This is a genomic window from Variovorax defluvii, from assembly GCF_039541515.1.
In the GTDB taxonomy this organism is placed as follows: Bacteria; Pseudomonadota; Gammaproteobacteria; order Burkholderiales; family Burkholderiaceae_C; genus Variovorax; species Variovorax defluvii.
The window spans coordinates 142843-166501 of the sequence record NZ_BAABGJ010000020.1; the positions used below are offsets into that span (position 1 = coordinate 142843).

The 23659-nt window shown below is 66.0% G+C and carries 19 protein-coding genes and 2 pseudogenes; 1 reads left to right on the forward strand and 20 read right to left on the reverse strand.

The genetic code is table 11. The features are described 5' to 3' along the window. Nucleotides 1-195: 195 nt before the first annotated feature. From ABEA07_RS11855 to ABEA07_RS11915, 13 genes are all read right to left on the reverse strand, one after another. Nucleotides 196-4548 carry a DEAD/DEAH box helicase gene (locus ABEA07_RS11855; protein WP_345538024.1) on the reverse strand — a complete coding sequence of 1451 codons (4353 nt, stop codon included), beginning with the start codon at nucleotides 4546-4548 and terminating at the stop codon, nucleotides 196-198. 444 nt (nucleotides 4549-4992) lie between these two features. Beyond that, entirely contained in the window at nucleotides 4993-7212 is a 2220-nt protein-coding gene (locus ABEA07_RS11860; RefSeq protein ID WP_345538026.1) for a copper-transporting P-type ATPase, read from the reverse strand. 51 nt (nucleotides 7213-7263) lie between these two features. After that, a complete protein-coding gene (locus ABEA07_RS11865) occupies nucleotides 7264-7668 on the reverse strand; it encodes a hypothetical protein (RefSeq protein ID WP_345538027.1) in 405 nt (134 codons plus the stop codon). A gap of 46 nt (nucleotides 7669-7714) precedes the next feature. Then, a complete protein-coding gene (locus tag ABEA07_RS11870) occupies nucleotides 7715-7981 on the reverse strand; it encodes a heavy-metal-associated domain-containing protein (protein ID WP_345538028.1) in 267 nt (88 codons plus the stop codon). Nucleotides 7982-8158: 177 nt separating this feature from the next. Continuing rightward, on the reverse strand, nucleotides 8159-9310 hold the full coding sequence (locus tag ABEA07_RS11875; RefSeq protein ID WP_345538029.1) for a glycosyltransferase family 4 protein: 1152 nt from the start codon (nucleotides 9308-9310) through the stop codon (nucleotides 8159-8161). 43 nt (nucleotides 9311-9353) lie between these two features. Further along, the gene (locus ABEA07_RS11880; RefSeq protein ID WP_345538030.1) at nucleotides 9354-9707 is read right to left on the reverse strand and encodes a copper-binding protein; all 354 of its coding nucleotides are present in this window, start codon (nucleotides 9705-9707) and stop codon (nucleotides 9354-9356) included. Between the two features lie 61 nt (nucleotides 9708-9768). Further along, a complete protein-coding gene (locus ABEA07_RS11885) occupies nucleotides 9769-10251 on the reverse strand; it encodes a cupredoxin domain-containing protein (protein ID WP_345538031.1) in 483 nt (160 codons plus the stop codon). A 37-nt stretch (nucleotides 10252-10288) separates the two neighbouring features. After that, the gene (locus ABEA07_RS11890) at nucleotides 10289-11704 is read right to left on the reverse strand and encodes a multicopper oxidase family protein (RefSeq protein WP_345538032.1); all 1416 of its coding nucleotides are present in this window, start codon (nucleotides 11702-11704) and stop codon (nucleotides 10289-10291) included. Between the two features lie 21 nt (nucleotides 11705-11725). Further along, nucleotides 11726-13147, reverse strand: a complete 1422-nt coding sequence (locus ABEA07_RS11895) for a TolC family protein (RefSeq protein WP_345538034.1) — start codon at nucleotides 13145-13147, stop codon at nucleotides 11726-11728. Further along, nucleotides 13144-13482 carry a hypothetical protein gene (locus ABEA07_RS11900; protein ID WP_345538035.1) on the reverse strand — a complete coding sequence of 113 codons (339 nt, stop codon included), beginning with the start codon at nucleotides 13480-13482 and terminating at the stop codon, nucleotides 13144-13146. The genes ABEA07_RS11895 and ABEA07_RS11900 overlap by 4 nt, the downstream gene beginning before the upstream one ends. Before the next feature lie 878 nt (nucleotides 13483-14360). Further along, nucleotides 14361-15038 carry a VOC family protein gene (locus tag ABEA07_RS11905; RefSeq protein ID WP_345538036.1) on the reverse strand — a complete coding sequence of 226 codons (678 nt, stop codon included), beginning with the start codon at nucleotides 15036-15038 and terminating at the stop codon, nucleotides 14361-14363. Between the two features lie 9 nt (nucleotides 15039-15047). Then, nucleotides 15048-15689 carry a VOC family protein gene (locus ABEA07_RS11910; RefSeq protein ID WP_345538038.1) on the reverse strand — a complete coding sequence of 214 codons (642 nt, stop codon included), beginning with the start codon at nucleotides 15687-15689 and terminating at the stop codon, nucleotides 15048-15050. A gap of 24 nt (nucleotides 15690-15713) precedes the next feature. Beyond that, a complete protein-coding gene (locus tag ABEA07_RS11915) occupies nucleotides 15714-16037 on the reverse strand; it encodes a 2Fe-2S iron-sulfur cluster-binding protein (RefSeq protein WP_345538039.1) in 324 nt (107 codons plus the stop codon). A 161-nt stretch (nucleotides 16038-16198) separates the two neighbouring features. Between ABEA07_RS11915 and ABEA07_RS11920 the strand changes: the two are divergent. After that, a pseudogene (locus tag ABEA07_RS11920) lies at nucleotides 16199-16570 on the forward strand (CoA transferase); the annotation flags it as partial. 32 nt (nucleotides 16571-16602) lie between these two features. On the opposite strand, the pseudogene ABEA07_RS11925 reads toward ABEA07_RS11920, so the two are convergent. The 7 genes and pseudogenes from ABEA07_RS11925 to ABEA07_RS11955 form a co-directional block, all read right to left on the reverse strand. After that, a pseudogene (locus ABEA07_RS11925) lies at nucleotides 16603-17699 on the reverse strand (IS630 family transposase). A gap of 65 nt (nucleotides 17700-17764) precedes the next feature. Next, on the reverse strand, nucleotides 17765-18079 hold the full coding sequence (locus ABEA07_RS11930) for a DUF1330 domain-containing protein (RefSeq protein WP_345538041.1): 315 nt from the start codon (nucleotides 18077-18079) through the stop codon (nucleotides 17765-17767). Next, nucleotides 18076-18906, reverse strand: coding sequence for a 2-keto-4-pentenoate hydratase (locus tag ABEA07_RS11935; RefSeq protein ID WP_345538042.1), 831 nt, complete (start codon nucleotides 18904-18906; stop codon nucleotides 18076-18078). The genes ABEA07_RS11930 and ABEA07_RS11935 overlap by 4 nt, the downstream gene beginning before the upstream one ends. Beyond that, the gene (locus ABEA07_RS11940) at nucleotides 18906-19856 is read right to left on the reverse strand and encodes a quinone oxidoreductase family protein (RefSeq protein WP_345538043.1); all 951 of its coding nucleotides are present in this window, start codon (nucleotides 19854-19856) and stop codon (nucleotides 18906-18908) included. Before ABEA07_RS11940 ends, ABEA07_RS11935 begins: the two co-directional genes overlap by 1 nt. Nucleotides 19857-19876: 20 nt before the next feature. Continuing rightward, nucleotides 19877-20845, reverse strand: coding sequence for a Bug family tripartite tricarboxylate transporter substrate binding protein (locus ABEA07_RS11945; protein ID WP_345538044.1), 969 nt, complete (start codon nucleotides 20843-20845; stop codon nucleotides 19877-19879). 58 nt (nucleotides 20846-20903) lie between these two features. Continuing rightward, nucleotides 20904-21872, reverse strand: a complete 969-nt coding sequence (locus ABEA07_RS11950) for a Bug family tripartite tricarboxylate transporter substrate binding protein (protein ID WP_345538045.1) — start codon at nucleotides 21870-21872, stop codon at nucleotides 20904-20906. Between the two features lie 99 nt (nucleotides 21873-21971). Then, entirely contained in the window at nucleotides 21972-23240 is a 1269-nt protein-coding gene (locus ABEA07_RS11955) for a cytochrome P450 (RefSeq protein ID WP_345538047.1), read from the reverse strand. Nucleotides 23241-23659: the final 419 nt, after the last annotated feature.

The window sequence follows — 23659 nt, forward strand, 5'->3', positions numbered from 1 at the left end:
GCTCCTCAGCCGCCTCCAAGGCCGGCGGTGATCTTGCCGGTTCCGCTGCAGGTGGGGCAGGGCTGGTCGCCAGCGAGGCGCCCCGAGCCGCCGCAGCGGGAGCACAGCTTCTCGCCGGTGCCGGCGGCGCCGGCCGGCGCCTCGTCGCCGCGGCGGGCGCTGGTGCCGGGTACATGGTAAGACGCGGGTGGGGCTTCAGGCCGGGATCTCTTCGGCCGCCGTTCCGCCGCGCAGCGCGGGCGAAATTGTGAGGACGCGGCGCGCCTGCTTCTCCAAGGCCGCATCGAGCGGGGCCAGCAGCTGGATTTCGCCGCCCACGCTCGCGGCGATCGGCACTCCGCCCCGATAGAGCACCCGCGAGCCCGGCACGCGCGGCACGCGCTGGCCCGGCAGCACGCTGCCCAGCAGGTTGGCCGGGTCGGCGGCGGACAGGCAGATCAGCTCCGCGCCCGGTGATTGGCGCCGCACCTGGCGCAGCAGTCCGATCGCTTCCGGCAGCGCGAATTGCTCGCCCGACAGGCCGGCGATGAAGCGGCCGCCGCGGATCTCTCCGCGTGCCTCCAGCCGGCGGTAGCAGCGCACCAGTTCACGCCACGGCGGCAACCACGCGGCCTCGCGCTCGATCAGGTGCCAGCCCATCACGCCGTAGCGCCGCAGGAGCACGCGCGCCACCTGCTCGACGGCCTCGGCGGAAGATGGCCCGGTGGCGCTGCCGACAGGCCGCGTCAGCGACCAGCGGCCCGCATCCTCGATGCCGAACAGCGTCCCCCGCCGGCGGCGGTGGTGCGTGTGCGTTCCGGCTCGCTTGGAGGCCGGCACCAGCAGCGCCCGCAGCCCGGCGAAGCTGTCGCAGCGAACGCGGCCGCGCGCGACGAGCTCCGACAGGGCATCCTCCAACTCGGTGCCGAGCAGGCGGGTGCCATCCGCGATTTCGTCGAAGAAGGAGGCGCCATGCTCGTCCAGCCACTGCGCCACCCGCTTCGCGCGCGAGCCCAGGGCTTCGTCGTCGGCAGGGAGCGGGGCAAGGCCGTTCCACAGCGCGGCGCTGCGGCGCGGCAGCAAAAGGATCGGCGTGCTGCGCAGCGAGGTGCCGGCGCGGCCCGCGCGGCCATCGACGACGGCGGGGCGCAGGCGCGTCCACAACACGCGGCCGGCGGTGCAGAGGTCGTCGAGCCAGGGGCTCGCATAGTCGTTGACGCGTGCGCTCAGCAGCTCCGACTCCCACAGAGCGGCGGGCGCCTCGTATCCCTCGAGCTGGGTCAGCACGCCGGCAAGTGCCTCGGGGCCGCTGACGCGGGCGGCTGCGCTCAGGTGCTGCCATTCGAAGAGGAAGCGCGCGAAGTCGCGTGGCTCGACCGGCTCGATCTCCCGCCGCAGGCGCTTGAGGGTGTAGCGGTGGATGCGTGCGAGCAGATGGCGTTCGCACCATTCGGGCGCCTCGGCAGCGGGCGTGAAGCGGCCATGCATGACCAAGCCTTCGGCCTGCAGTCCGAGCAGGGCGGTCTCGATCTCGGGGGCGGTCAGGCGAAGTTGCTGCGCCAACGACGGCAGGTCGACGGGGCCGAGGCCGCCCAGGCGCGCCTGCAGCAGTTCGCGCAAAGCTTCGTCGCGCGATGCCGGCGCCTCGCCGTCACCGGCGGGGGGCTCGACGGCCGGGTCGATGCCGGCTGCGGGATGCAGCACGCGCAGCAGCGCGAGGCGTTCTGCGGCTACCCAGAGGCCGTCTTCGTCGCCCGGCGGACGCAGCCGCGTCGCCCGGCCTGCGCGCACCAGCGCTGCGAGCCACGGCGTCCAGGCCGGGTGGCGTGCCACCTCCTCGTCGGCCAGCAGGCCCAGGCCGTTGAGAGCCTCGTGCATCTCGTCGGCATGGCGCGGATCGGGCCAGGCCTCCTGGCGCACGGCGGCGATCGCCTCGGGGTCCAGGCGCCCCAGGTCGTCGGCATTTTCAGGATCGGTGTAGCGGCGGCTTAGCACGGCCTGCGTGCGGCGTTCTTCCAGCGGGGCATCGTCGAGGAAGGCATAGGGCCGCGCGGAAAGCACCTCGGCCGCGAGCGGAGAGGGCGCGGGCAGGTCGCGCGCCGTGACGCGCACCTCGCCGGCCTCCATGCGGCGCAGCAGGGCCAGCCAGCCTTCGGCGTCCATGGCCTCGTGCAGGCAGTCGTCCAGCGTCTGCACCACCAGCGGATGGTCGGGCACCTCGCGCTCGCCGGCGAGATTCTCGGCACAGGCGACCTGGTCGGGGAAGACGCCGGCCAGCAGATCCTCGGACTTCATGCGCTGCAACTGCGGCGCGACCTTGCGCCCGCCGACGAAGCGCGGCAGCGCCAGCGCGGTGGTCGCGTTCCAGCGCCAGCGCACGCCGAACAGCGGCGCGTCGAGCAGCGCCTGCACCAGCACGTCCAGCGCCGTGGCCGAGTGCAGGTAGCGCGCCACCTCGTCCAGCGCGAAGCTGTGGCTGGTGGAGAGCGACAGCACGATCGCGTCCTCCGTCGCCGCGGCCTGCAGCTCGAAGTTGAACTTGCGGCAGAAGCGCTTGCGCAGGGCCAGTCCCCAGGCCCGGTTGAGCCGGCTGCCGAAGGGCGAATGGATGACCAGTTGCATGCCGCCCGATTCGTCGAAGAAGCGCTCCAGCACGATCTGACGCTGGCTGGGCAGCAGGCCCAGCACACCCAGCGTGCGCGCGAGGTGGTCCACCAGTTGCTGCGCCGCATCCTCGGACAGGCCGGCGATGCGCGACTGCAGCCAGCGCACCGCCGCGGGCGCACCGTCGGTCTGGATGCACTCGCCGATCTCCTCGCGCAGGCGCGACACGCCGGCCGACAGCTCGTCGCTGCGGCCCGGCGCCTCGCCGAGCCAGAAGGGGATGTTGGGTGCGGCGCCCTGAGCGTCTTCCACCCGCACGCGGCCGGGCTCGATACGCAGGATGCGGTAGCTGGTGTTGCCGAGCTGGAACACGTCGCCGGCCAGGCTCTCGACGGCGAAGTCCTCGTTGACCGTGCCGATCTGGTGAGCCTGCGGCTCCAGCACCACGCTGTAGTCGCCGGTCTCGGGGATGGTGCCGCCGGAGGTGAGGGCGGTCATGCGCGCGCCGCGGCGCTCGCGCAGGCGGTGGTGCACGGCGTCCCGGTGCACGTAGCCGGCGCGGGGACCATTGCGGGTCGCGAAACCTTCGACCAGCATGCGCAGGACGGCCTCGTAGGAAGCGCGCTCCAGGTCGGCGTAGGGCCAGGCACGGCGGACCAGGGCGAAGAGGGTCTCTTCCTCCCATTCCCGGCACGCGGTTTCGGCCACGATCTGCTGGGCCAGCACGTCCAGCGGCGCGCGCGGCATGCGCAGGGTGTCGAGCTCGCCGCGGCGGATGCAGTCCAGCAGCGCCGCGCATTCGACCAGTTCGTCGCGTGACTGCGGAAAGAGCCGCGCCTTCGGCGTGCCGCCCACCGCGTGGCCGGAGCGACCGGCGCGTTGCAGGAAGGTGGCGATCGAGCGCGGCGAGCCGAGCTGGCACACCAGGTCGACGTCGCCGATGTCCAGGCCCAGCTCCAGCGAGGCGGTGGCCACCAGCACCTGCAGCTCGCCGCGCTTGAGGCGCTGCTCAGCTTCCAGGCGGGCTTCCTTCGCCAGGCTGCCGTGGTGCGCGGCGACGGCCTCCTTGCCGAGGCGTTCGCCCAGGTGGCGCGCAGCGCGCTCGGCCATGCGCCGCGTGTTCACGAAAACCAGGGTGGTACGGTGCATCAGCACCAGTTCGGCCACGCGGGCGTAGACCTGCTCCCATTGCTCGTGCGTCATCACCGCGCCCAGGGGCTGGGGCGGCAGCTCGAGCGCCAGGTCTCGCTCCTTCGCATAGCCGATGTCGACGATCTCGCAGTCGGCCACGCCGGCATGGACGTGCGCCGCGCCCACCAGGAAGCGCGCGACCTCTTCGATCGGCTTCTGCGTGGCCGAGAGGCCGATGCGGGTGTGCGGGCCGCCGGCCAGCGCCTGCAGGCGTTCCAGCGACAGTGCGAGGTGGCTGCCGCGCTTGCCGGGGGCAATGGCATGGATCTCGTCCACGATCACCGTGCGAACGGTGGACAGCATGCGCCGGCCCGAGGCCGAGCCCAGCAGCACGTAGAGCGATTCCGGCGTGGTCACCAGGATGTGCGGCGGCCGGCGCACGCTCTGCTGACGCTCGCGTGGGGCGGTATCGCCGGTTCGAACGGCGCTGCGGATCGCGACGTCCGGCAGGCCCAGGCGCGCGAGCTCGTCGCGGATGCCGGCCAGCGGCAGTTCGAGGTTCAGGTGGATGTCGTTGGACAGGGCCTTCAGCGGCGACACGTAGACCACGCGGGTCTCGTCCGGCAGCCCCTCCGGCGCGAGGCCCTGGCGCACCAGGGCGTCGAGCGCGGCGAGGAAGGCGGTCAGTGTCTTGCCGGAGCCCGTCGGTGCGGCGACCAGAGTATGGCGCCCGGCGCGGATCGCCGGCCAGGCGGCCCTTTGTGCCTCGGTGGGCGCCGGAAAGCTGCGGCTGAACCAGCCGGTGACGGCGGGGTGGAAATCGGCCAGGGGCATGGAAGGTTGCGAGGGCTGCTGTGTGGCGTCCGGCGCTTGGGCATGTTACGCGGCTGCGGCGAAGGCCGCGGCATCCTTGCAGGTCGGGGCCCTTCCTCGCATATCCATCAAATTACTCAAATTCTGCCGACGTCGTTACAAAACATCAGGCCGCAGGTAGTCTTCCGTCGACTTGTTCACACCGCGCCCCGCAGAATCGGCGCACACTACGTACACGGTTTCTCTGGGGGATTGCTGCAAAGGCAATCATTAGGCTCGCTTCATGCGAGCCTTTTTTTTTGAGCCTGCGCATCACGAACTGCTCGCCCTTCGTCGCATGGCGATGGCCAAACTCTTGCGGATTCTGCGTTTCACGGGCAAACCTCGGTCCAGGTCACCGTCACGGGCTATGGCGCAGAGGCCGACTGTCAGCGACGGCAGTCGTGGCGCACCAGCCAAGATGCTTCAATCCACCTTGACCGCTCGCAAACGCAGCGCATTCGTGATCACGCTCACCGACGACAGCGCCATGGCAGCCGCGGCGACGACCGGTGACAACAGAAGCCCGAAGACAGGGTAAAGCACGCCGGCCGCCAGGGGAATGCCGGCCACGTTGTAAGCGAAGGATAGAAAAAGGTTCTGGCGGATATTGCGCATCGTCGCCCGGGAGAGCGTTCTCGCGCGCACGATGCCCATCAGGTCGCCTTTCAGCAAGGTGATACCGGCGCTTTCCATCGCGACGTCCGTTCCGGTGCCCATCGCGATGCCCACCGTGGCCTGGGCCAGCGCCGGTGCATCGTTCACCCCGTCCCCCGCCATCGCGACGATCCGGCCCTCGGCCTGCAGGCGCTTGACGACCGCCGCCTTGTCTTCAGGGAACACCTCCGCCACGACGTCCTCGATGCCGAGTTCGCGTCCGACGGCCTGCGCGGTGGTCTTGCCGTCGCCCGTCAGCATCACCACGCGGACGCCATCGCTCTGCAGGGCCTGCAGCGCACGCGGGGTGGTCGCCTTGATGGGATCTGCAATGGCCACAAAGCCTGCCAGTCGCCCGCCCACGCCCACGAAGATGACCGTTGCCGCCCGCTGACGCTGCGCCTCGGCGAGCGCCGCGAGGCTCGAAGTGTCGACGCCTTGTTCGGACAGGAAGTTACCACTGCCCGAGACGACCGCTCGGCCATCCACCGTGCCGATCACGCCCTTGCCGACCGGCGAATCGAAGTCTGTCACCGGCGACAGGGCCAACTTGCGCTTCAGGGCGTCCGCCACGATGGCCATGGCCAACGGATGTTCGCTGGCACGCTCGACGCTTGCCAGCATCTGCAGTACATCGTCGGCGACGAAGCCGCCGGCCGCTTCGATGTGCACCACTTGAGGCCGGCCTTCGGTCAAGGTGCCTGTCTTGTCGACCACCAGGGTGTCGACCTTCTCCATCTTCTCGAGCGCCTCCGCGTCGCGAATGAGCACACCATGCTGCGCCCCCTCGCCGACGCCGACCATGATGGACATCGGCGTCGCCAGGCCGAGCGCACAGGGACACGCGATGATGAGGACTGCGACCGAGGTGATGAGCGCATAGCTGAGTGCCGGCGAGGGCCCCCAGGCCAGCCAAGCGACAAAAGTGAGAAGCGCCACCAGGATGACCACCGGCACGAACCAGCCGGCCACCTGATCGGCCATCCGTTGAATAGGCGCGCGGCTGCGCTGCGCCGCGGCCACCATATGAACGATTTGCGAGAGAAGGGTATCGGCGCCGACCTTCTCCGCACGCATCACGAAGCTGCCGGTCTGGTTCAGCGTGCCGGCAGTCACCTTGGCCCCGACTGCCTTCGCGACCGGCATCGGTTCGCCGGTCACCATCGACTCGTCCAGGTTGGTCTTGCCTTCCGTCAGCGCGCCGTCGACCGGCACCTTCTCGCCCGGCCGCACCCGCAGCAGGTCGCCGACCTGGATGGCCTCGACGTCGACGCTCGCATCGCTGCCGTCGGCGTTGACCTTGGTCGCCGTCTTCGGTGCGAGTCCCAGCAGGGCCTTGATGGCGCCTGAGGTCTTCTCGCGCGCCCTGAGTTCGAGCACCTGTCCCAGAAGGACCAGCACCGTGATAACGGCGGCGGCTTCGAAGTAGACCGCGACGGCGCCGCCTTCGCTGCGCAGCGCCGCGGGAAAAGCGCCCGGTGCGAGGGTCGCGACGATGCTGTAGAGCCAGGCCGCGCCGGTGCCCAGCGCGATCAGGGTGAACATGTTGAGGCTGCGGTTCTTCACGGAAGCGGCTGCCCGAGTGAAGAAGGGCCAGCCTGCGCAGAGGACGACCGGCGTACCCAACAGCAACTGGACCCAGTTCGACGTTGGCTGCGCAATGAGGTGGTGGATGTTGAAAAGATGCCCGCCCATCTCGAGCGCAAAGACCGGCAGCGTGAGTGCGGTGCCGAACCAGAATCGGCGCGTCATGTCGCGCAGTTCGGGGCTTTCACCTGGCGCTGCCGCTGCCAGAACGGGCTCCAGCGCCATGCCGCAGAGGGGGCAGTGGCCAGGGCCCATCTGCCGCACCTGTGGGTGCATCGGGCAGGTGTACTCGACCGGGCTTGGGTCGCCCGCAGCCGGCCTGATCACGACCGGCGCTTGCGCATGGTGCTCGTGACGCCCGTGGCCCGGATGGCTGTTGCGCTTCGTGCTCGATGAGGGCATCAGCTCTCCTTGCCTGCGCGTGCTGGCCTGGGGGCGCGCGTCACCCTCGCATCACTTCGGGGGAGCGGACCGGCCCGCTTCGCGCTCCATCATCATCTGCATCATCATTTCCATCATGTCCATGCGTTTGCTCATGGTGTCCGGACCCATCCCCATTCGCATGCCGCCGGCCGAGCCCATGGCTCCCTTGCCGCCGCGCATCCGGCCCATCATGGACATGCCCTCCTGCATGGTCTTCATGTGTTCACTCATCAGGGCGTGGCGCTCCTCGGGGGTCTTGGCCGCCTTCATCTTGTCGTGCATGGCCTGCATCGACTTCATCATGGCGTCCATCTGAGCTTCGGACGGTGCGGCGACGCTCGCATGGTCGTGGTCGGCCGGGGCGGTAGAGGCCGAGGGGGCGAGCGCACAGCCGCCGAGAAGGGCCGAAGTAACGATTGCGAGCAAGGTACGCATAAGAATTCCCAAGAGATGTGGATCAGAAATCGAGCCCGTCAACGCATCAGTCGCAGCAGCCACAGCAGCCGCCGCGGCGAGTGGATGGCCCCGCCTCCGACTTGGCCTCGGACGCGACCTGCACAGGGGTGTAGCCCGCTGCGGTGATGACGTCCAGCAGTTCGTCTGCCGCGACGCTGGCCGACTCGATCCGAACAAGATGTCGTGTCAGGTCCACGTCCACCTTTGCGTCCGAATCGGCTGAGCGAACGTATTTCGTGATGGTGCTGGCGCAGTGACCGCAGGTCATGTCGTCGACTCGGTAGGTGTGCATCGCAAGTCCCTTTCGCAATGGATATGTTGACAAGTGTGAACCCTCCCCCTATGGGAAGGTCAATGCATTGGCATGCGGGTTGTTGATGTAGATCAACTGGAATCGCTGCCTCAAGCATGCTGGCGGCGCGGATGTACGCTGGGCTTCGGCCTCTCCGAGTTCTGCGGGTTCCGGAGGCTAAGCTCCGCCGCTGCGCTGCCGCGCCCTGAGCGCCTCGCGATACACGGCGAGGTAGTTGGCCATCATCGTTGCAGCCGAGTAGTTCAGAGCGTTTTCCAGGCCCTGGGCGCGCATCGACTCGAATCGCTCGGCGGACTGTTCGATGGCTTCCGCCATCGCTTCGGGGTCGTGGGGGTCGACGTAGCATGCCCCCGGGCCGCCGATCTCATTCATCGGCGCCAGGTCCGACGTGAAGACGGGGCAGCCGCACGCCTGGGCTTCGATCACCGGCCAGCCGAATCCTTCCTGCAGAGATGGAAACAGCAAGGCCGTGGCCCGGGCATACAGGGCACGCAGTTCCTCGTGCGAGACACCTTGAAAGGCCCTGATCCGCTCTGCGAGGCCATGGCGGGATGCCAGCGCGCTCAGCTCCGGGTCCAGCATCGGACCCACCAGGATCAAGTGCTGCACGAGGGCAGGGGAGCCGGATTCGGCAGCCCGTCGCTGCAGCGCGACGAAAGTCTCCACCACGGCCCGGCGATTCTTGCGTGGCAGATCCAAGCCGACATGGAGCAAGTAGCTGTCTTGCGCTCCCAATCCGAATCGCCGGATCAAGGCTTCGGCGTCCCGGGGCTGGACGAGGGAGAAACTGTCGTTCAGCCCGTTCAGCACAGTCGTCACCCGACGCTCATCCACCAACTGCAGCTCGGCAAGGTCGCGGGCGGTCGTGTGCGAAACGCACGCGACCAGGTCAGCCTTCGCCAGCCCGGAAGAAATCAGGCGCTGGAAAATCCGGCCGCTCCATCCGACATTCCAGCCTTCGACCATGCCCCTGGCGGCCTGGACGGCGATCACGTCGTGGCAGGTGATGACCGTCGGCCTGCCCTTGACCCAGCGCACGTACATGCTGTTCGAGTGATCGCAGATGTGGACCACGTCCGCCCAGCGCGACTGTGCTGGAAGGCTGGGGATGAAGAGGACGAACTTGTCCAGGTATCCAAGCCATTTTCGCCAGCGAGGACCGGTGGCGAGGCGATGGAGCCGCTGTGGCGGGGCGATGACCCGCAGTTCGCAACCATGCCTGGGCAAATCCCGCTCGAGGGCGCGCCGGAACGCCTGCATGCTGGCCTGGTTGTCCGGCGCATAGTTGCCGACCAGCAGAATCTTCATGGAAGGATGCCTTTCATTGGAGACGGCGCGTCTTGGTGCCCGATCAGCGTGCTGCTTCCAGCCTGATGACGGTGAACTTGCCGTCGATCTTTTCCGCCTGGAAGCGCACCTTGTCGCCCGGCTGGATCTTGTCCAGCCATGCGGCCTCTTTCACCTGGAAGACCATCGTCATGGCCGGCATGTCGAGGTTCTGCAGCGGGCCGTGCCTGAGCGTGAGCTTTCTGGCGTCCTTGTCCACCTTGCGGACCTCGCCGTCCACCAGCTCGGCGTTGGCCGCGGCCGAGGCGTCGCTGGCCGCCGGCGCGGCGCTGGCGCTGGGCTGCGCGCTTGCCGCAGATGCGAGATGGAGAGTGAGCGCGGAAAGTGAGGCCAGGAGTGCGTATCGAATGTTGATCATGAGCGTTCTTGACAAGTGGAGATGAAGAGCCCAGCGGCCGGCGCCGCTGGAATGCGGCGGACTACTTCCTGGGCTTCGAGACGTTCACTGCGCCTTTCATGCCGGCGTCGTAGTGGCCCGGTTGCAGACACGCGAAGTCCACTTTGCCGGCTTGGGTGAACTGCCAGACGATCTCGCCGGTCTTGCCGCCGGCGAGGGTCACCATGTTCGGGTCGGCGTGTTCCATCTCGGGGTTCTTCTTCATGAGTTCATAGTGCTCCTTCAGCTCCTTGTCGGTGCCGAGCACCAGTTCATGCTTGAGCTTTCCGGCGTTGGTGACGACGAAGCGCACCGTTTCGCCTTGTTTCACGTCAATGCTGGCCGGGTCGAAGCGCATGCCGTCCGTCATCTCGACACGGACGGTGCGCGTCGCCTTGGCAGCGATGCCGGGCTTGCCGATGGCCTCGCCGTGGCCGTGGCCGCCGGCATGCTTGCCGGTGGCCCCTGTTCCTGTGGAGATGAGGGCAATCGATGCCGCGGCGCTGAGGGTGAAGAATTTGTTCACGGGATTTCCTTGATAGGGACGAGGGAAGTGAAGGTCGTCAATGGCCTGAGTGGCGGCCGGCGGGCTTGCGGATCCGGACCTCGAGGTCCGAGGCCGACTTGTCGCGCGCAGGCATGCCCGCCGCGCCCGCGCTGCGCGATCGCGGGGGCTCCGGCCGCTGCCCTTCGAACTCGTAGGCAACGGTGCCCTGGGGGTGCCTGAACCAGCCCGGATTCGAATAGTCGCCCGGCTTCTGTCCTCTGCGCACCTTGACGACGCTGAACATGCCGCCCATCTCGACCGAACCGAAGGGACCTTGGCCGCCCATCATCGGGACGGTGTTGTCGGGAATGGGCATCTCCATCTCGGTCATGTCGGCCATGCCGCGCTCTCCCATGACCATGTAGTCGGGCACCAGCTTCGTGATCTTCTTCACCATGTCCCGGTGGTCCACGCCGATCATGGTGGGCACGTCATGGCCCATCGCGTTCATCGTGTGATGGCTCTTGTGGCAATGAAAAGCCCAGTCGCCTTCCTCGTCGGCGACGAACTCGATCTGCCGCATCTGTCCGACCGCCACATCGGTCGTCACTTCGTGCCAGCGCGTGCTCCTCGGCGTGGGTCCCCCGTCCGTGCCGGTCACCACGAATTCGTGCCCGTGCAGGTGCATCGGATGGTTCGTCATGGTCAGGTTGCCGAAGCGGATGCGCACCTTGTCGTTCAGGCGTACGTTCAGCGAATCGATGCCGGGGAAGACACGGCTGTTCCACGACCAGAGGTTGAAGTCGAGCATCGTCATGATCTTCGGCGTCGCGCTGCCGGGCTCGATGTCATAGGCGTTGAGCAGGAACACGAAGTCGCGGTCCACTTCGTCGATCAGCGGATGTTTGCCCCTCGGGTGCGTGACCCAGAAGCCCATCATCCCCATCGCCATCTGCGTCATCTCGTCGGCATGCGGGTGGTACATGAAGGTGCCGGGGCGGCGCGCGACGAATTCGTAGACGAAGGTCTTGCCAGGCTGAATCGCCGGCTGGGTGAGGCCCGTCACGCCATCCATGCCGTTGGGCAGGCGCTGGCCATGCCAGTGGATGCTGGTGTGCTCGGGCAGCTTGTTGGTCACGAAGATGCGGACCCGGTCACCCTCGACCACTTCGATCGTCGGGCCTGGCGACTGGCCGTTGTAGCCCCACAGGTGGGCCTTGAAGCCGGGCGCCATCTCGCGCACCACGGGTTCGGCCACCAGGTGGAACTCCTTGACGCCGTTGTTCATGCGCCAGGGCAGCGTCCAACCGTTGAGGGTCACCACGGGGTTGTAGGGCCGGCCGCTGGCCGGCGCGAGAGGCGGCATCGTGTCGGGCCGGGCCTGGAGGACCGGTTCTGGCAAGGCGGCCATCGCGGCCTTGCTGACTGAAGCCGCTGCGACGGCGCCTGTGATGGCGCCGGCACCGCTCAGGAAATTGCGTCGGTTTGTCATGTCGTGGAGGTGGATGGACCTTCAGTGGGCTGCACCGGATGCAGCGGACGGGCTCGCCTCGGCCAGTGGGGCGGCCGTCGCCGCGGGCTTGCCGATCAGCGACGCCGCCAGCGCAGCGTCGGCCAGCCAGAACTGCTGCTGGGCCTGGATCGCGCTTTTCACGCCGGCGATCTGATCGCGGGCCTCTGCCAGCAACTCGAAGACTCCGATCAGCATTCCGTTGTAGCGAAGCAGGTTCTCGTCCTGCATGGTGCGGCGCAGCGGCACGATCTCGTCGCGGTAGTGCCGTGCGATGTCGTAGGCCGTGCGATAGGCGGAATAGTCCTCGCGCAGCTGGGATGTCGCGCCGCGGACCGTGGCGTCATAGCGGTTGGCCGCGGCGAGCGTTTGGGCATTCAATGCGTCTCGCCGTGCGGACCCCCAGTCGAAGAGGGGGAGGCGGATGTCGAGTTCGAAACCGCGCCGCGTCCCGCGCGTTCCTTCCTGGTTGTCGAAGACGGTGTCGCGCCGAATGCCGGCTTCGACGTCGATGAAGGTCGACAGCAGGTTGATGCCCTGCGACTTTCCGGCGACGTCGAGTTCGGCGCGTGCCTGCTGTACATCCAGCCGTTGTTCCCTGGCTGTCGCTGCCACCTCGCTTGCTTCGCGCGGCGTCTTGGGCAGATCCGGCAGGCGTTCCGGCAACGTCAGCTTCGCGGCCTGCGCATCGTTCAGGCCGAGGGCACGCACCAGGGCCTCCCGCGCGGCGGTCTCCGCGTGGCGCGCCGAGGCGAGCTGCGTGGTGGCATCGGCATAGAACACCTGCTGGCGTGCGCGCTGCAATTTGCTGAAGTTGCCGACGAGTTGCATCCGCCTTGCGAGTTCGGCGCTGGCCTCCGCCGATTCCTGGACCTGCTCGGCGTAGCGCAGCAATTGCCGCGCTGCCAGCGCCCGCACCCACGCTTGACGCACCAGCGTGACCTGATCCACCACTGCGCCGCTCAATTGCACCTGGGCTTGAACGGTCTGGCTGCGCGAGATCGCCAGTCGCTGCGGCAGCAGGATCAGATCGATCAGGCCGAAGGACAGCAGGCGCCCCACCTCCAGCTCCTGGCCCAGGCGCAGACGCTCGAATGAAAAGATCGGATTCGGCAGCCGGCTGGTTTGATGGGCCCTCGCCACGTCGGTCCAGCTCTGTGCGATCAATGCCTGGAGGGCGGGGCTGTTCACCAGCGCCAGACGGACGGCGTTGTCCTGCGACAAGGGCTGCTCGAGAAGCTCCTGGGCGAGTGCCGCACGCGCCTCACGCCGCTCATCCGTCCGGCTCAGCTCCAGCTGTCCCCCGGTGAACTGCGCGGCCGAGGTGTTCGTCGCCTTGAGGGTGTCGTCGATGCTGACCGAGGCGCAACCGGCGAGGAGCGCAGCGGCCAGTGCGATCGGGGCCATGCATGGCGGTCGCGTCATGGCTTGTCCTTCGGTGCCGATTTCGGCATGGGCGTCGAATGCCCGGCATGCGGATCGGCGGCGCCGGTCGGCTGGTGGCCGGCCTCGCCCGTGCCTTCCTTGGCATAGGCGCGCCAGCCGCCGCGCTGAAGGACGGTGTCGTTGGCCTCCTTCCAGGCGGTTGGTTTTTCGTCGGTGAAAGGCTTGTAGCCATCCATCGCCGAGCGGAAGTAAGGCACTGTATTGGTTTCGGCCGCGCCGCCGGCAACGGGCGCCTGACCGGCATGGGCGCCAGCCGGCAACGCAGCCAGCGCGGCGAAGGCAGCCAGCCAAGGGGCCGGCAAGAAAGTAAACATGGAATCCTCGCGGTGTTCATGAGCGGCATGCCGTCATCGAGCCTGCGACAGGCGTGACGGCACGGACGGTGCATGCGCGTCCCATCGCCGGCAGCAGCACTGCCTGGCGCTGGACGCGGTTACGCGCGAGGTGGTCGGTGGGGGACGCCGGGCGACACAGTCGCCATGGCGCGCGGAGGCTCAGCGAGATCGGCCTGAGGGAGCCCGTGAAGGATGGGCGTTTCGAGGGTCGGCGTCATGCCGACCGAGTGACATGCAGCGCAGTTGCCGCATGTGTGCGAGGCGTCGGATGAAGCATCATGCGCGCCCGGTGCCTCATGGTGGTCCGCGCTGTCATCGATGTGCGCACCCGCATGATGGTGCTCCGCATCCGTTGAGCCGTGGTCGTGCCGGCTGTGATCGTGAACGACGCTCGATTTCGAGGGCGCCGGCCACGGGGCGCAAAACGCCATGGCCGCGGCTGCAGAGCCCTGAAAGGGCACTGCCAGCATCATGAGCCACAGCAGGACTGCGCGGAGATTGAGCATCGCGAAAATTGTAGAGGCGTTGTCCGGCCTTGGCTATTCACCTGCTTCAGAGCCTGGCCGTGACGCCTGGGTATCCGGGGGACATGCTGCCGGTTCTGCGCGCCGACAAGTCCTCGGCCTGATGGCGCTCGGGAAAAGCGGGGTCTCGAGCCAGCTGTTAATTTGGGCAAAGAATGACGCCGATTCCGGCATCACTTGTCGCCAGTTTGCAGCCGAATCGCACCGGATGATCCTAACATTCCGTTGGCGCAGGTCCATGGTAGTTGTCGACCAACCCGAGGCCGCCGAGGCTGCATCCGCCACCTGACGGCCATCGCTTCCAAGGCGCCCGATGCTCGCCTCGAGCGCGAGCTATGCTGACACTGCGTGTCCTGCGCTCCCGGTCTCACGCTCATAGCGCTTCCGCACTTCCACGCAAAGATCAGTCAGCGCTTCCACGACGTCACGACCCTCCTGCTCCGCCTTGCTCTTGGTCTGCACCCACAAGTCGAGATCAGCTCTTGCCTTGGCGTCGTGCCGGTTCCAGTTCTTGTCCAGCGGCGTCGTGATCTCCATGCGAAGACCGGCCGGGTCCGTGAAGTAGATGCTCAGGATCAAACCCTTGTGGTCCGTGGGACCCTGAACGTCCAGGCCATTGGATTTCAGCCATTCGTACCACCTCATGACTTCACTGCGATCCGCAGCCTGCAGCGCTACGTGGGTGAAAACATCGTAGGCGATGTGCGAGGACTTCGCCGGCGGCGGTACGCCCGGCGCTTCGAAGAATGCCAGGGTCGAGCCGTCCGCCATTCGGAAGAAGAGGTGAAAGTAGGGAATCTTCAGGCCGGTGGACGGACTGGTGTCTTCGATCACCGTGCTGACCAGGTCCATCCCCATGATCCGGGTGTAGAACTCGGCCGTCGCCGCGGCGTCGGGGGTCACCCACGCCGCATGATTGAGCATCATCGGGGTCAGACCGGGATTGGGGCGCCCAGACACACTCAGCGAGAGGTCGGGGCGCTTCGGAAGAGCGTCAATCGTGTCGGCCATAGGTCTGAGTCAGGCCTTCGCCCCGTAGCGCTTACGCACGTCCTTGATCATCTCGACGAGGGCCCCGGGCACATCTTTTCCCTCCGCCTTGGCCTTGGCCTTGCAGTCTTCCCACAGCTTCAGGTCGGCGTAACCCTTCTCGGTGTGGCGGTTCCACTCTTTGTCGAGGGGCGTCGTGATTTCCAGGCGAACACCCGCAGGGTCGTGGAAGTAAATCGACAGGATCATGCCCTTGTGGTCCGTCGGGCCGATGACCTCCACGCCTTGCGATTTCAGCCACTCGTACCAGCGCAGTACCTCGGCGCGGTCCTTCGCTTGCAGGGCGACGTGGTTGAAGAGGTCGTAAGCGGGATGGCTGGCCTTCGCCGGCGGCGGCACGCCGGGTGCTTCGAAAAAGGCCAGGGTCGAGCCGTCTTGCATGCGAAAGAAGATATGGAAGTAGGGGATGTCATCGCCGGTGGACGGGATGCTGTCGTCGAGGACCGTACTCGCTAGCTCCATTCCCATGATGCGCGTGTAGAAGTCAGTCGTCGCGGCCGCATCGGGCGTCACCCAGGCCGCATGATTCAACATCATCGGCGTCAGGCCGGGATTGGGCGTCAGGGCCGCAGAGGGCTTGGCGCTGATTGCTTCGGGCGCTGTGGTTTGCATGATGATTCTCCGGATGATTGCGGTTCAAACTTGGGGGTCGGCGATGCGGATGGCGATCCCGTCAAGCCTGTCGCTCATCACGATCTGACAGGAAAGACGGCTGTTCGCCTCGCGCGGCGCTGCCGTGAAGTCCAACATCTGGCTCTCGGTGTCGTCCGGCGCAGGCAGCAACGCGGCGAACGCCGCGTCCACGATGACATGACAGGTGGCGCAGCTCATGGCGCCGCCGCAGTCGCCGACGATGCCTTCGATGCCATGGGCGGCGGCGCCCAGCATGAGGTTCTGGCCAACGGGCACTTCAACCTCTCTGTGCTCGCCGGTGGGATGGGTGTAGATGACGCGGGGCATGGGTGAAATGTCCCTGACGTGCATCGTGGTGTCAGTCCCCTCTGCGGGGACGTTTCGGCGCTGCCCTCGCGCCCGCCCGGTCTGTTGCAATGAGTCGCCCCCGCCGGGGGGACTGACGCTGAGGCGGCGAGCATTTACATTGGCTCCGAAGCGCAACCACGATTGACTGCCTTGTCCCCACTGCTCCTACCACCCCGCTCACAGGCCTCGGAGTTCTCGAAATGGGCCAACTCATTGCGGGGCCCTTCGCAGCCAAGACATTGGCCGATTTTGGCGCCGAAGTGATCAAGATCGAACCTCCAGGTGCGGGTGACCCGCTTCGCAAGTGACGCCTGCTCAAGGACGGCACCTCCGTCTGGTGGCAAGTTCAGTCGCGCAACAAGCGCTCCGTCGAGCAATCGGGTCGCGGCCAAATGATCGATATCGGGTTGTACGAGGCCGTCTTCAACTGCATGGAGAGCCTTCTGCCGGAATACGGTGCATTCGGAGCGGTTCGCGGTGACGCCGGAAGCGCACTCCCGGGGATCGCGCCGCCAGCCTGCATGAAGCGGGCGGTGGCGCCGCACTAGTGTCCTGTCCCAGTAATTCGCCCGCACAGGCGGGCGAGTTTTTCAAGGATTGAATCGGCGGTGGCGGTCCAGGTGAACGGCTTGCAGTTTTCGTTGTATTGGCTGACGAAGCTGTCGATCTTCTTGGTCAATTCCTTGACGCTGTTGAACGAGCCGCGCCGGATCGCCTTGTCGGTGATGATTGCGAAGAAGCGCTCGACCTGATTGAGCCAGCTGGAATAGGTCGGAACAAAGTGCATGTGCCAGCGCGGGCGCTGTGCCAGCCATGCGCGCACCTTCGGATGCTTGTGGCTCGCGTAGTTATCCACGACGCAATGCACGTCTAGATCTTGCGGCACGGCCTTGTCGATTTCGCGCAGGAAGGCCAGAAACTCTTGATGGCGGTGGCGTGGCTTGCAGCTGGCCAGCACCGCCCCATTGAGCACGTTCAGCGCTGCAAAAAGCGTGGTGGTGCCATGACGCACGTAGTCATGGGTGACACCTTCCACGTAGCCCAGTCCCATCGGCAGCATCGGTTGGGTGCGCTCCAGCGCCTGGCACTGGCTCTTCTCGTCCACGCACAGCACTAGAGCGTTCTCGGGTGGATTCAGATACAACCCCACCACGTCGCGTAGCTTCTCGATGAACAACGGATCGGTGGACAGCTTGAAGCTCTCTACTCGATGCGGCTTGAGCTGGAAGGCTTGCAGGTAGCGCGCAACGGTGCTCTTGCTGATGCCTGTTTCGCCCGCCAATGTGCGCGTGCTCCAGTGCGTAGAGCCGTCGCCCGGCTTCGTGTGCAACGTCTTGTTGATCAACTCGGCAACCCGCTCGTCGCCTACCGTGCGCGGGCGGCCAGGGCGCAGCTCGTCATACAGCCCAGGCAGGCGATCGCGCGCATAGCGCCGCGCCACTTCGTCACCGTCGCTCGATTAATCCCCAACGCTTGCGCTACATCGGTGCTGGCCCTGTCTTCGCCTTCACAGGCCAACACGATCCGCGCACGCAACGCCAATGCGGCCGGCAGCGATCGCGATCTGGCCATCGAGGCCAATTCCGCTCGCTCGCCTTCAGTGAGGCGAATGGTCGTCGTTCGCGTGTATGCGTTGGGCATGGGGCATCTCCAAGGATGCCTCATCCCATGCAGTTTTTGTGCCTATGAATTAACGGGACAGCACACTAGCCTGGCTGCGCTCCCAATCCTTCGAAGATGTAGAGATGCGACCGTGCCGAGTCGAACCGGTAGCCGATGACGGCCTGGTAGTCCTCGGAGTGATAGAACTCTTCGGCGCGGTGCAAGGACTCGAATTCCAGCAGTACGACCCGCTTGACGCTCCTGCCACCTTCCTTGACGATCGGAGCGTCGCTGCCGGCCAGGAAGGTCGCACCGTATTTCTTCAGGACGGGGTGCACGCGCGGCATGTACTCGTTGTAAAAGTGTGCTGCGTCGACCACGTCCAGCTCCGCGAACAGGTAGCCCTTGCCTGCTGTCATCTAATCTCTCCATTTGTTCCGAATAGCTGATCGGCGAAGGTCACCGACACCGTCCCGAGCTGGCCGAAGTCGGCGACGACCTGGTCCCCGGGGAGGACCTCGAGTGGAGGGGTGCATGCTCCCGTCGTCACCACTTGATCCGCATGCAACGTGATCCCCAGTGAGGACAGTTCGTTGACGAGCCAGACGAGTGCGTCGATCGGATTGCCGAGCACGGCCGCGCCGCTGCCCTCGCGCGCATAGCTGCGTGACTCGCCGGAGACTTGTCCCCGGACGCGGTGCTGCGAAAGATCGATGGTCCGCCAGTCGTGCGGCGATGCATCGCCAAGGATGAAATCGTGGGCGCACGCATTGTCTGCGAGGAGTTGCGCCTCTCCCACGGCGGTGAAGTCGGCAAAGCGCGAGTCCGGCACCTCGATCGCCGGATGCAGGCTAGCCGTTGCTGCCAGGACTTCGCCGGCGGAATAGGGCAGCTTCCTGGGGGGGATGTCGCGACGCATGCGGAAGGCGAACTCAGGCTCGGCGACTGCCATGCGGTTGTGCGCAAGCGACAGCTGCGATCCGGAGGCGTGCACGCGCTCGCGCAGCAGACGGCCCGCGATCGGCCCGGCCACGTTGATGTGGCGTTGACCTGCAGGACTTGTCGCGGCGATCTTCCAGCCAAAGAGCGGGCCCGCCGAGCGCGCCTCGATCGCCGCCTGGACCTGGTACCCCTCGGCACGCGTGCTGGGGCGGCAATCATCAGGCAAGGATGGGATCACCGATCCCTGCTGCCATTCACTCCAGAGAATCTCGGCGGCTTGCAGAAGCGCCTTCCCCCGATCCATCAAAGCTCCAGCACCAGCTTGCCGAAGTGCTCGCTGCGTCGCATCGTGTCGAGGGCCTCCGTGGCCCGGTCGAAGGCAAACCGGCCGGCGATCGGCACCCGCGGACCGCCATCGGCCAACATCTGCCGGAGGTCTGCGAGCATGAGTGAATTCAGGGTTCGCACCTGTTCCACGGTGCGAGTGCGGAACGTGACCCCGATGTACTCGAGCCGACGAAGTGCATGCAGGTTGAAGTCGAATGCTGCGGTCGCTCCACCGAGGCGGCCGACGTTGACGAGACGGCCCTCAAGCGCCGCCGCGGCCATGCACTGGTTAAAAGCAGCTCCGGAGACGTTGTCCACGACGATGTCCGCTCCCTTGCCGCTGGTGGCGTCCAGGACCTCGCGCGACCATCCCTCCTGACTGCTGTCGATCGCGACATCGCACCCGAACTCCTTGAGTCTGCCGCGGCGCTCCGCATTTCCGGAGGTGCCGAGGATGACGCCGGCGCCGAGTGCCTTGGCGATCTGAAGGCCGATCAACCCCATCACGGAAGCGGCGCCCTGCATGAGGACGGCATGCCCGGGACGGAGCCTCCCGCGGGTGACAAGGGCATCGTGCATCGTCTGCAGCCCGAGCATGGCCGACGCCGCTGATGCCCAGTCGACTTCCGCCTTGGGGATCGGCACCGCGCGGCCGTAGTCCGTCACCACGTATTCAGCATAGGCGGCGGGCCCGGTGCCCATCACGCGATCACCCACGCTGAATCCCTGACACTCGGCACCGACCTCGACCACTTCGCCGGACCATTCCATGCCGATGACCTGGTCGGCGGCATTCGCGAGCGAGTGAAGGTCGATGCGATTCACGCCGACCGCTCTCGTGCGCACGAGGACTTCGGTGGGTTTGGGGACAGGGCGCGGTGTGTCCACGAGCCGAAGCCCATTCGTCGTAGCGATAAAAGATTTCATGAGGGTCCTGGTAGCGGGTTTCAGTCGAGGCGGATGTTCAGTTCCTTGATCAGGGGATGCCAGCGTGCGATCTCTTTCTTCACGAACGTATCGAACTGCTCCGGCGTTGTCGCGAACGGCTCCATCCCCAGATCGGTGAACTTCCTGGTAATTTCGGGACTCGTGAGCACTTCGCGCAGGTCGGAGCTCAGGCGAGCAATGATGGTGGCCGGCGTTCCCTTTGGAGCCGAAAGGCCGATCCAGGGGTACACCTCCACCCCTTGGACACCGGCCTCAGCGCCAGTAGGCACGTTTGGTAACTGAGGAATGCGTTTTGGTTCGAGGACCGCCAGCGCCTTAAGCTTGCCGGCGTTCACGTGCGGCAACGCGACGATCGTATCGATCGGCCCAACGGGCACCTGCCCGCTAAGGATGTCCTGAATGGCGGCGCCGGCACCCTTGTACTGGATCGGCGTAACGGGAAACCCGGCGCGCTGCCTGAGCAGCTCCATTCCCAACTGGTGGATAGTCCCATTGCCCGGGGATGCATACGAAACACCACCGGGCTGACGTTTGGCGTAGTCAATGAGCCCGCGCAAATCGGAATAGGGAGCTTGCGGGTGCGCCACTATGAGGAGGGGCGCGCGGATGATCAACGAGATGGGGGTGAAGTCCGCGACCGGGTCGTAGGGCAGCTTCGAGAAAAGAGCTCCATTCAACGCGAGCGTCGCACCGTCGCCGGGTAACAGCGTGTAGCCGTCCGGAGCAGCCTTGGCAACGTAGCTCGCGGCAAGCATGCCACCCGCACCTGGACGGTTCTCGATCACTACAGGCTGCCCGAGTCGCTGCGAGAGGCCCGGTGCCAGATTGCGCATCACCACATCGATGCCACCGCCAGCCGCAAAGCCGACGACGATGGTGATTGGCTTGGACGGATAGGTCTGCGCCCAGGTGGGTTGGGTAGCCGCTGCCGCGGCCCCGATGGTGAAATGCCGCCGAGTGATTTTCATGTTGTCTCCTGTGGGTATATGGATAACGAGCAGCGCAGCGGTCTCACGACGACCAAGCTCAGTCGAGCCGGATGTTCAATTCCTTGATAAGGGGATGCCAGCGGGCGATCTCCTGTTTCACGAATGAGCTGAACTGCTCCGGTGTCGTCGCGAATGGCTCCATCCCAAGGTCGGTGAATCTCTTCGAGATCTCGGGGCTCGTGACAACTTCGCGAATGGTGGAACTCAGGCGCGAAATGATGTTCGCTGGCGTCCCGCGTGGAGCGGCAACGCCCACCCAAGGGGAGGCCTCCACACCTTCGACACCGGCTTCTGCAGCCGTGGGGACGTTAGGCAGTTGCGCGATCCGCTTGGGAGCCAAAACCACGAGCGCCTTCAGCTTCCCTCCGAGAACCTGCTGCATCGCGACGATCGAATCGATAGCCCCGATCGGGACCTGGCCGCTCATCACATCCTGCACGGCCGGACCGGCGCCCTTGTATTGGATGGCCCTGGCTTCGAACCCGGCGCGCCGCTTGAGCAACTCCATGGACAGCTGGTGGTAGGTGCCGCTACCCGGTGAGGCGTACGCGATGCCGCCTTGTTCGCGCTTGGCCTGGCTGATCAGGCCGCGCAAGTCGGAGAACGGAGCCTCCGGATGCGCGACGATCAGGATCGGCGCACGGATGACCATCGAAACGAGCGCGAAATCCGCCGCAGGGTCATACGGCAGCTTGGAGAACAGTGCACCGTTGAGGGTGAGGGCTCCTCCGTCGGTTCCGAACAAGGTATGGCCGTCGGCAGCGGCCTTGGCAACGTAATTCGCGGCAAGGATGCCGCTGGCCCCGGGTCGGTTTTCAACAATCACCGACTGGCCTAGCCGCTGTCCCAGTCCTGGCGCCAAATTTCGCATGACCACATCGACGCCGCCGCCAGCTCCGTAGCCGACGACCACCGTGACCGGCTTCGAAGGGTAGTTCTGGGCCCAGGCCGGTGCGATGGCCGATGCCGCAGTGCCGATAGCGAAATGACGTCGTGTGATCTGCATGATCTCTTTCGGGATGATTGGGTTCGTTGTATGACCGAGCCTCGCGAGCGGTGATTTCTGACGGCGCGCAACTCGGATGCCTGGGCCGCCCGCAGGGCGCTACCAGGTCACCAGCAGGCGCTGCAGCGCGCGAAAGGAGGTGTTCGGGGTGTATGGGAACGACTGCTCGGGCACCAGCGCCAACTCCGGCATGCGGGCAGCGACACGTCTCAGCATCACTTCCATCTCCAAGCGTGCGAGTGGCGCGCCAAGACAGAAGTGGGTACCGGCGCCGAATGCCACCTGCTGCAGCACATTGCGACGGCCGGGAGTGAAAGCGTCGGGTTCCGGAAACTGCTGGGGATCGTGATTGGCCGCGGCGAATTCCATCAGGATGCGACTTCCCGCAGGGACCGCGACGCCGTCGAGCACAACATCTTCCTTGGCCTGGCGGCGCCATGCCTGCACGGGCGGATCAATTCGGAGCGACTCCTCGATGACGGGGGCGAGCGGCTGCTCGCCTGCGCAGATGGCCTTCCAAAGCTTGCGGTCGGCCAGGACGGCCTTGAACATGTTGGCTGTGGCGCTCGAAGTCGTCTCGTGTCCCGCGAACAGCAGGTTGAAGGCGGTGGCGGCGATCTCGTGCATCGTCACCTCGCTGCCTTCCTTATGGGCACGCAGCAGGTCGCTGATGTAGTCGTCCTGAGGTGCGTCGGCCTTCTTGCGCACGAGGTCGAGGGCGTAGCGGTAGTAGGCGACAGTGCCCGTGGAGAGCTCTACCTGTTCGGCCTCCGTAGGCCGCCCCCATGTCATCACCACACGGCTGGAAGCCCATTCCTTGACACGCGCCACATCCTCGGCAGGCACCCCCAGCAACTGGAACAGCACCAGGGCGGGCACATCCCAGGTCAGGCCAGCCACCAGGTCGGCGGGCTGTGAGCCGGCGAGCATGCGGTCGCTGTAGGCGTCGACGGTGCTTTCCGTAAACGGCTTGAGTGACTGCAAGCGCTCTCGCGTCAGCGGGGCGCCGAAGAAGGCCCGATATTTTGTGTGCGATGGCGGATCGTTGTTGACCAGCATCGGCGGCACGTCGAAACCTGATTCGGTGATGATGTTGCGCGCATGCGGACACAGCGGCGTCAGCGGATCCGAAGCGATCAAGGCAGAGAACCGTTGCGTGTCGCGCAGGATGGCTTTCACGGTCTCGAAGCGCGTGACGACCCAAGAGCCGATCTCCGGCGAAAAGAACACGGGTTCGCTCTCTCGCAGCTCGTTCAGCGTCGGATAAGGATCGCGGACATAGTCCGGATCGAAGGGGTTGAAACGTTCGCTCGCCGGTGTGATCGGACCTTGCGCTTGCGAGGATGCGTCGGTGGACAGAAGCCGCATGGAATCTCCTTCGCCGGCTTCGTGCCGGTATGGGTGAAGCCTAGTTCCGATCGACGGTGCGGTCAGTCCCCCTCGGGCGGGACGATGGTCACGAGGGCGTGTTCGCGCTGTCTCAAGCGGCCAGGGGACGGACTGGCGACGATGGATTGCAGCAGCGCCTGGTGAGCTGCCAGCGTTGACGCCGGGAGCATCTGCGCTGGCGCGCGAATGCCGACCAGTTCGAGCCAGTCAGCTTGGGTAATCCGGCGTGGTGTCGCCCATGCGGGATCTTGCGGCGGCGCGGAGGGTATGAAGCACGGAGGCCAGCGCCGCGTGTTCTTCCAGGATGATCTTGAGGGCGGGGTACGGCATGGTTTGCCTTGCCATTGGCAATTGGCACCTCGCCGCGCGCGCAGGTCGGCCCCCCTGGAGGGGGGGCA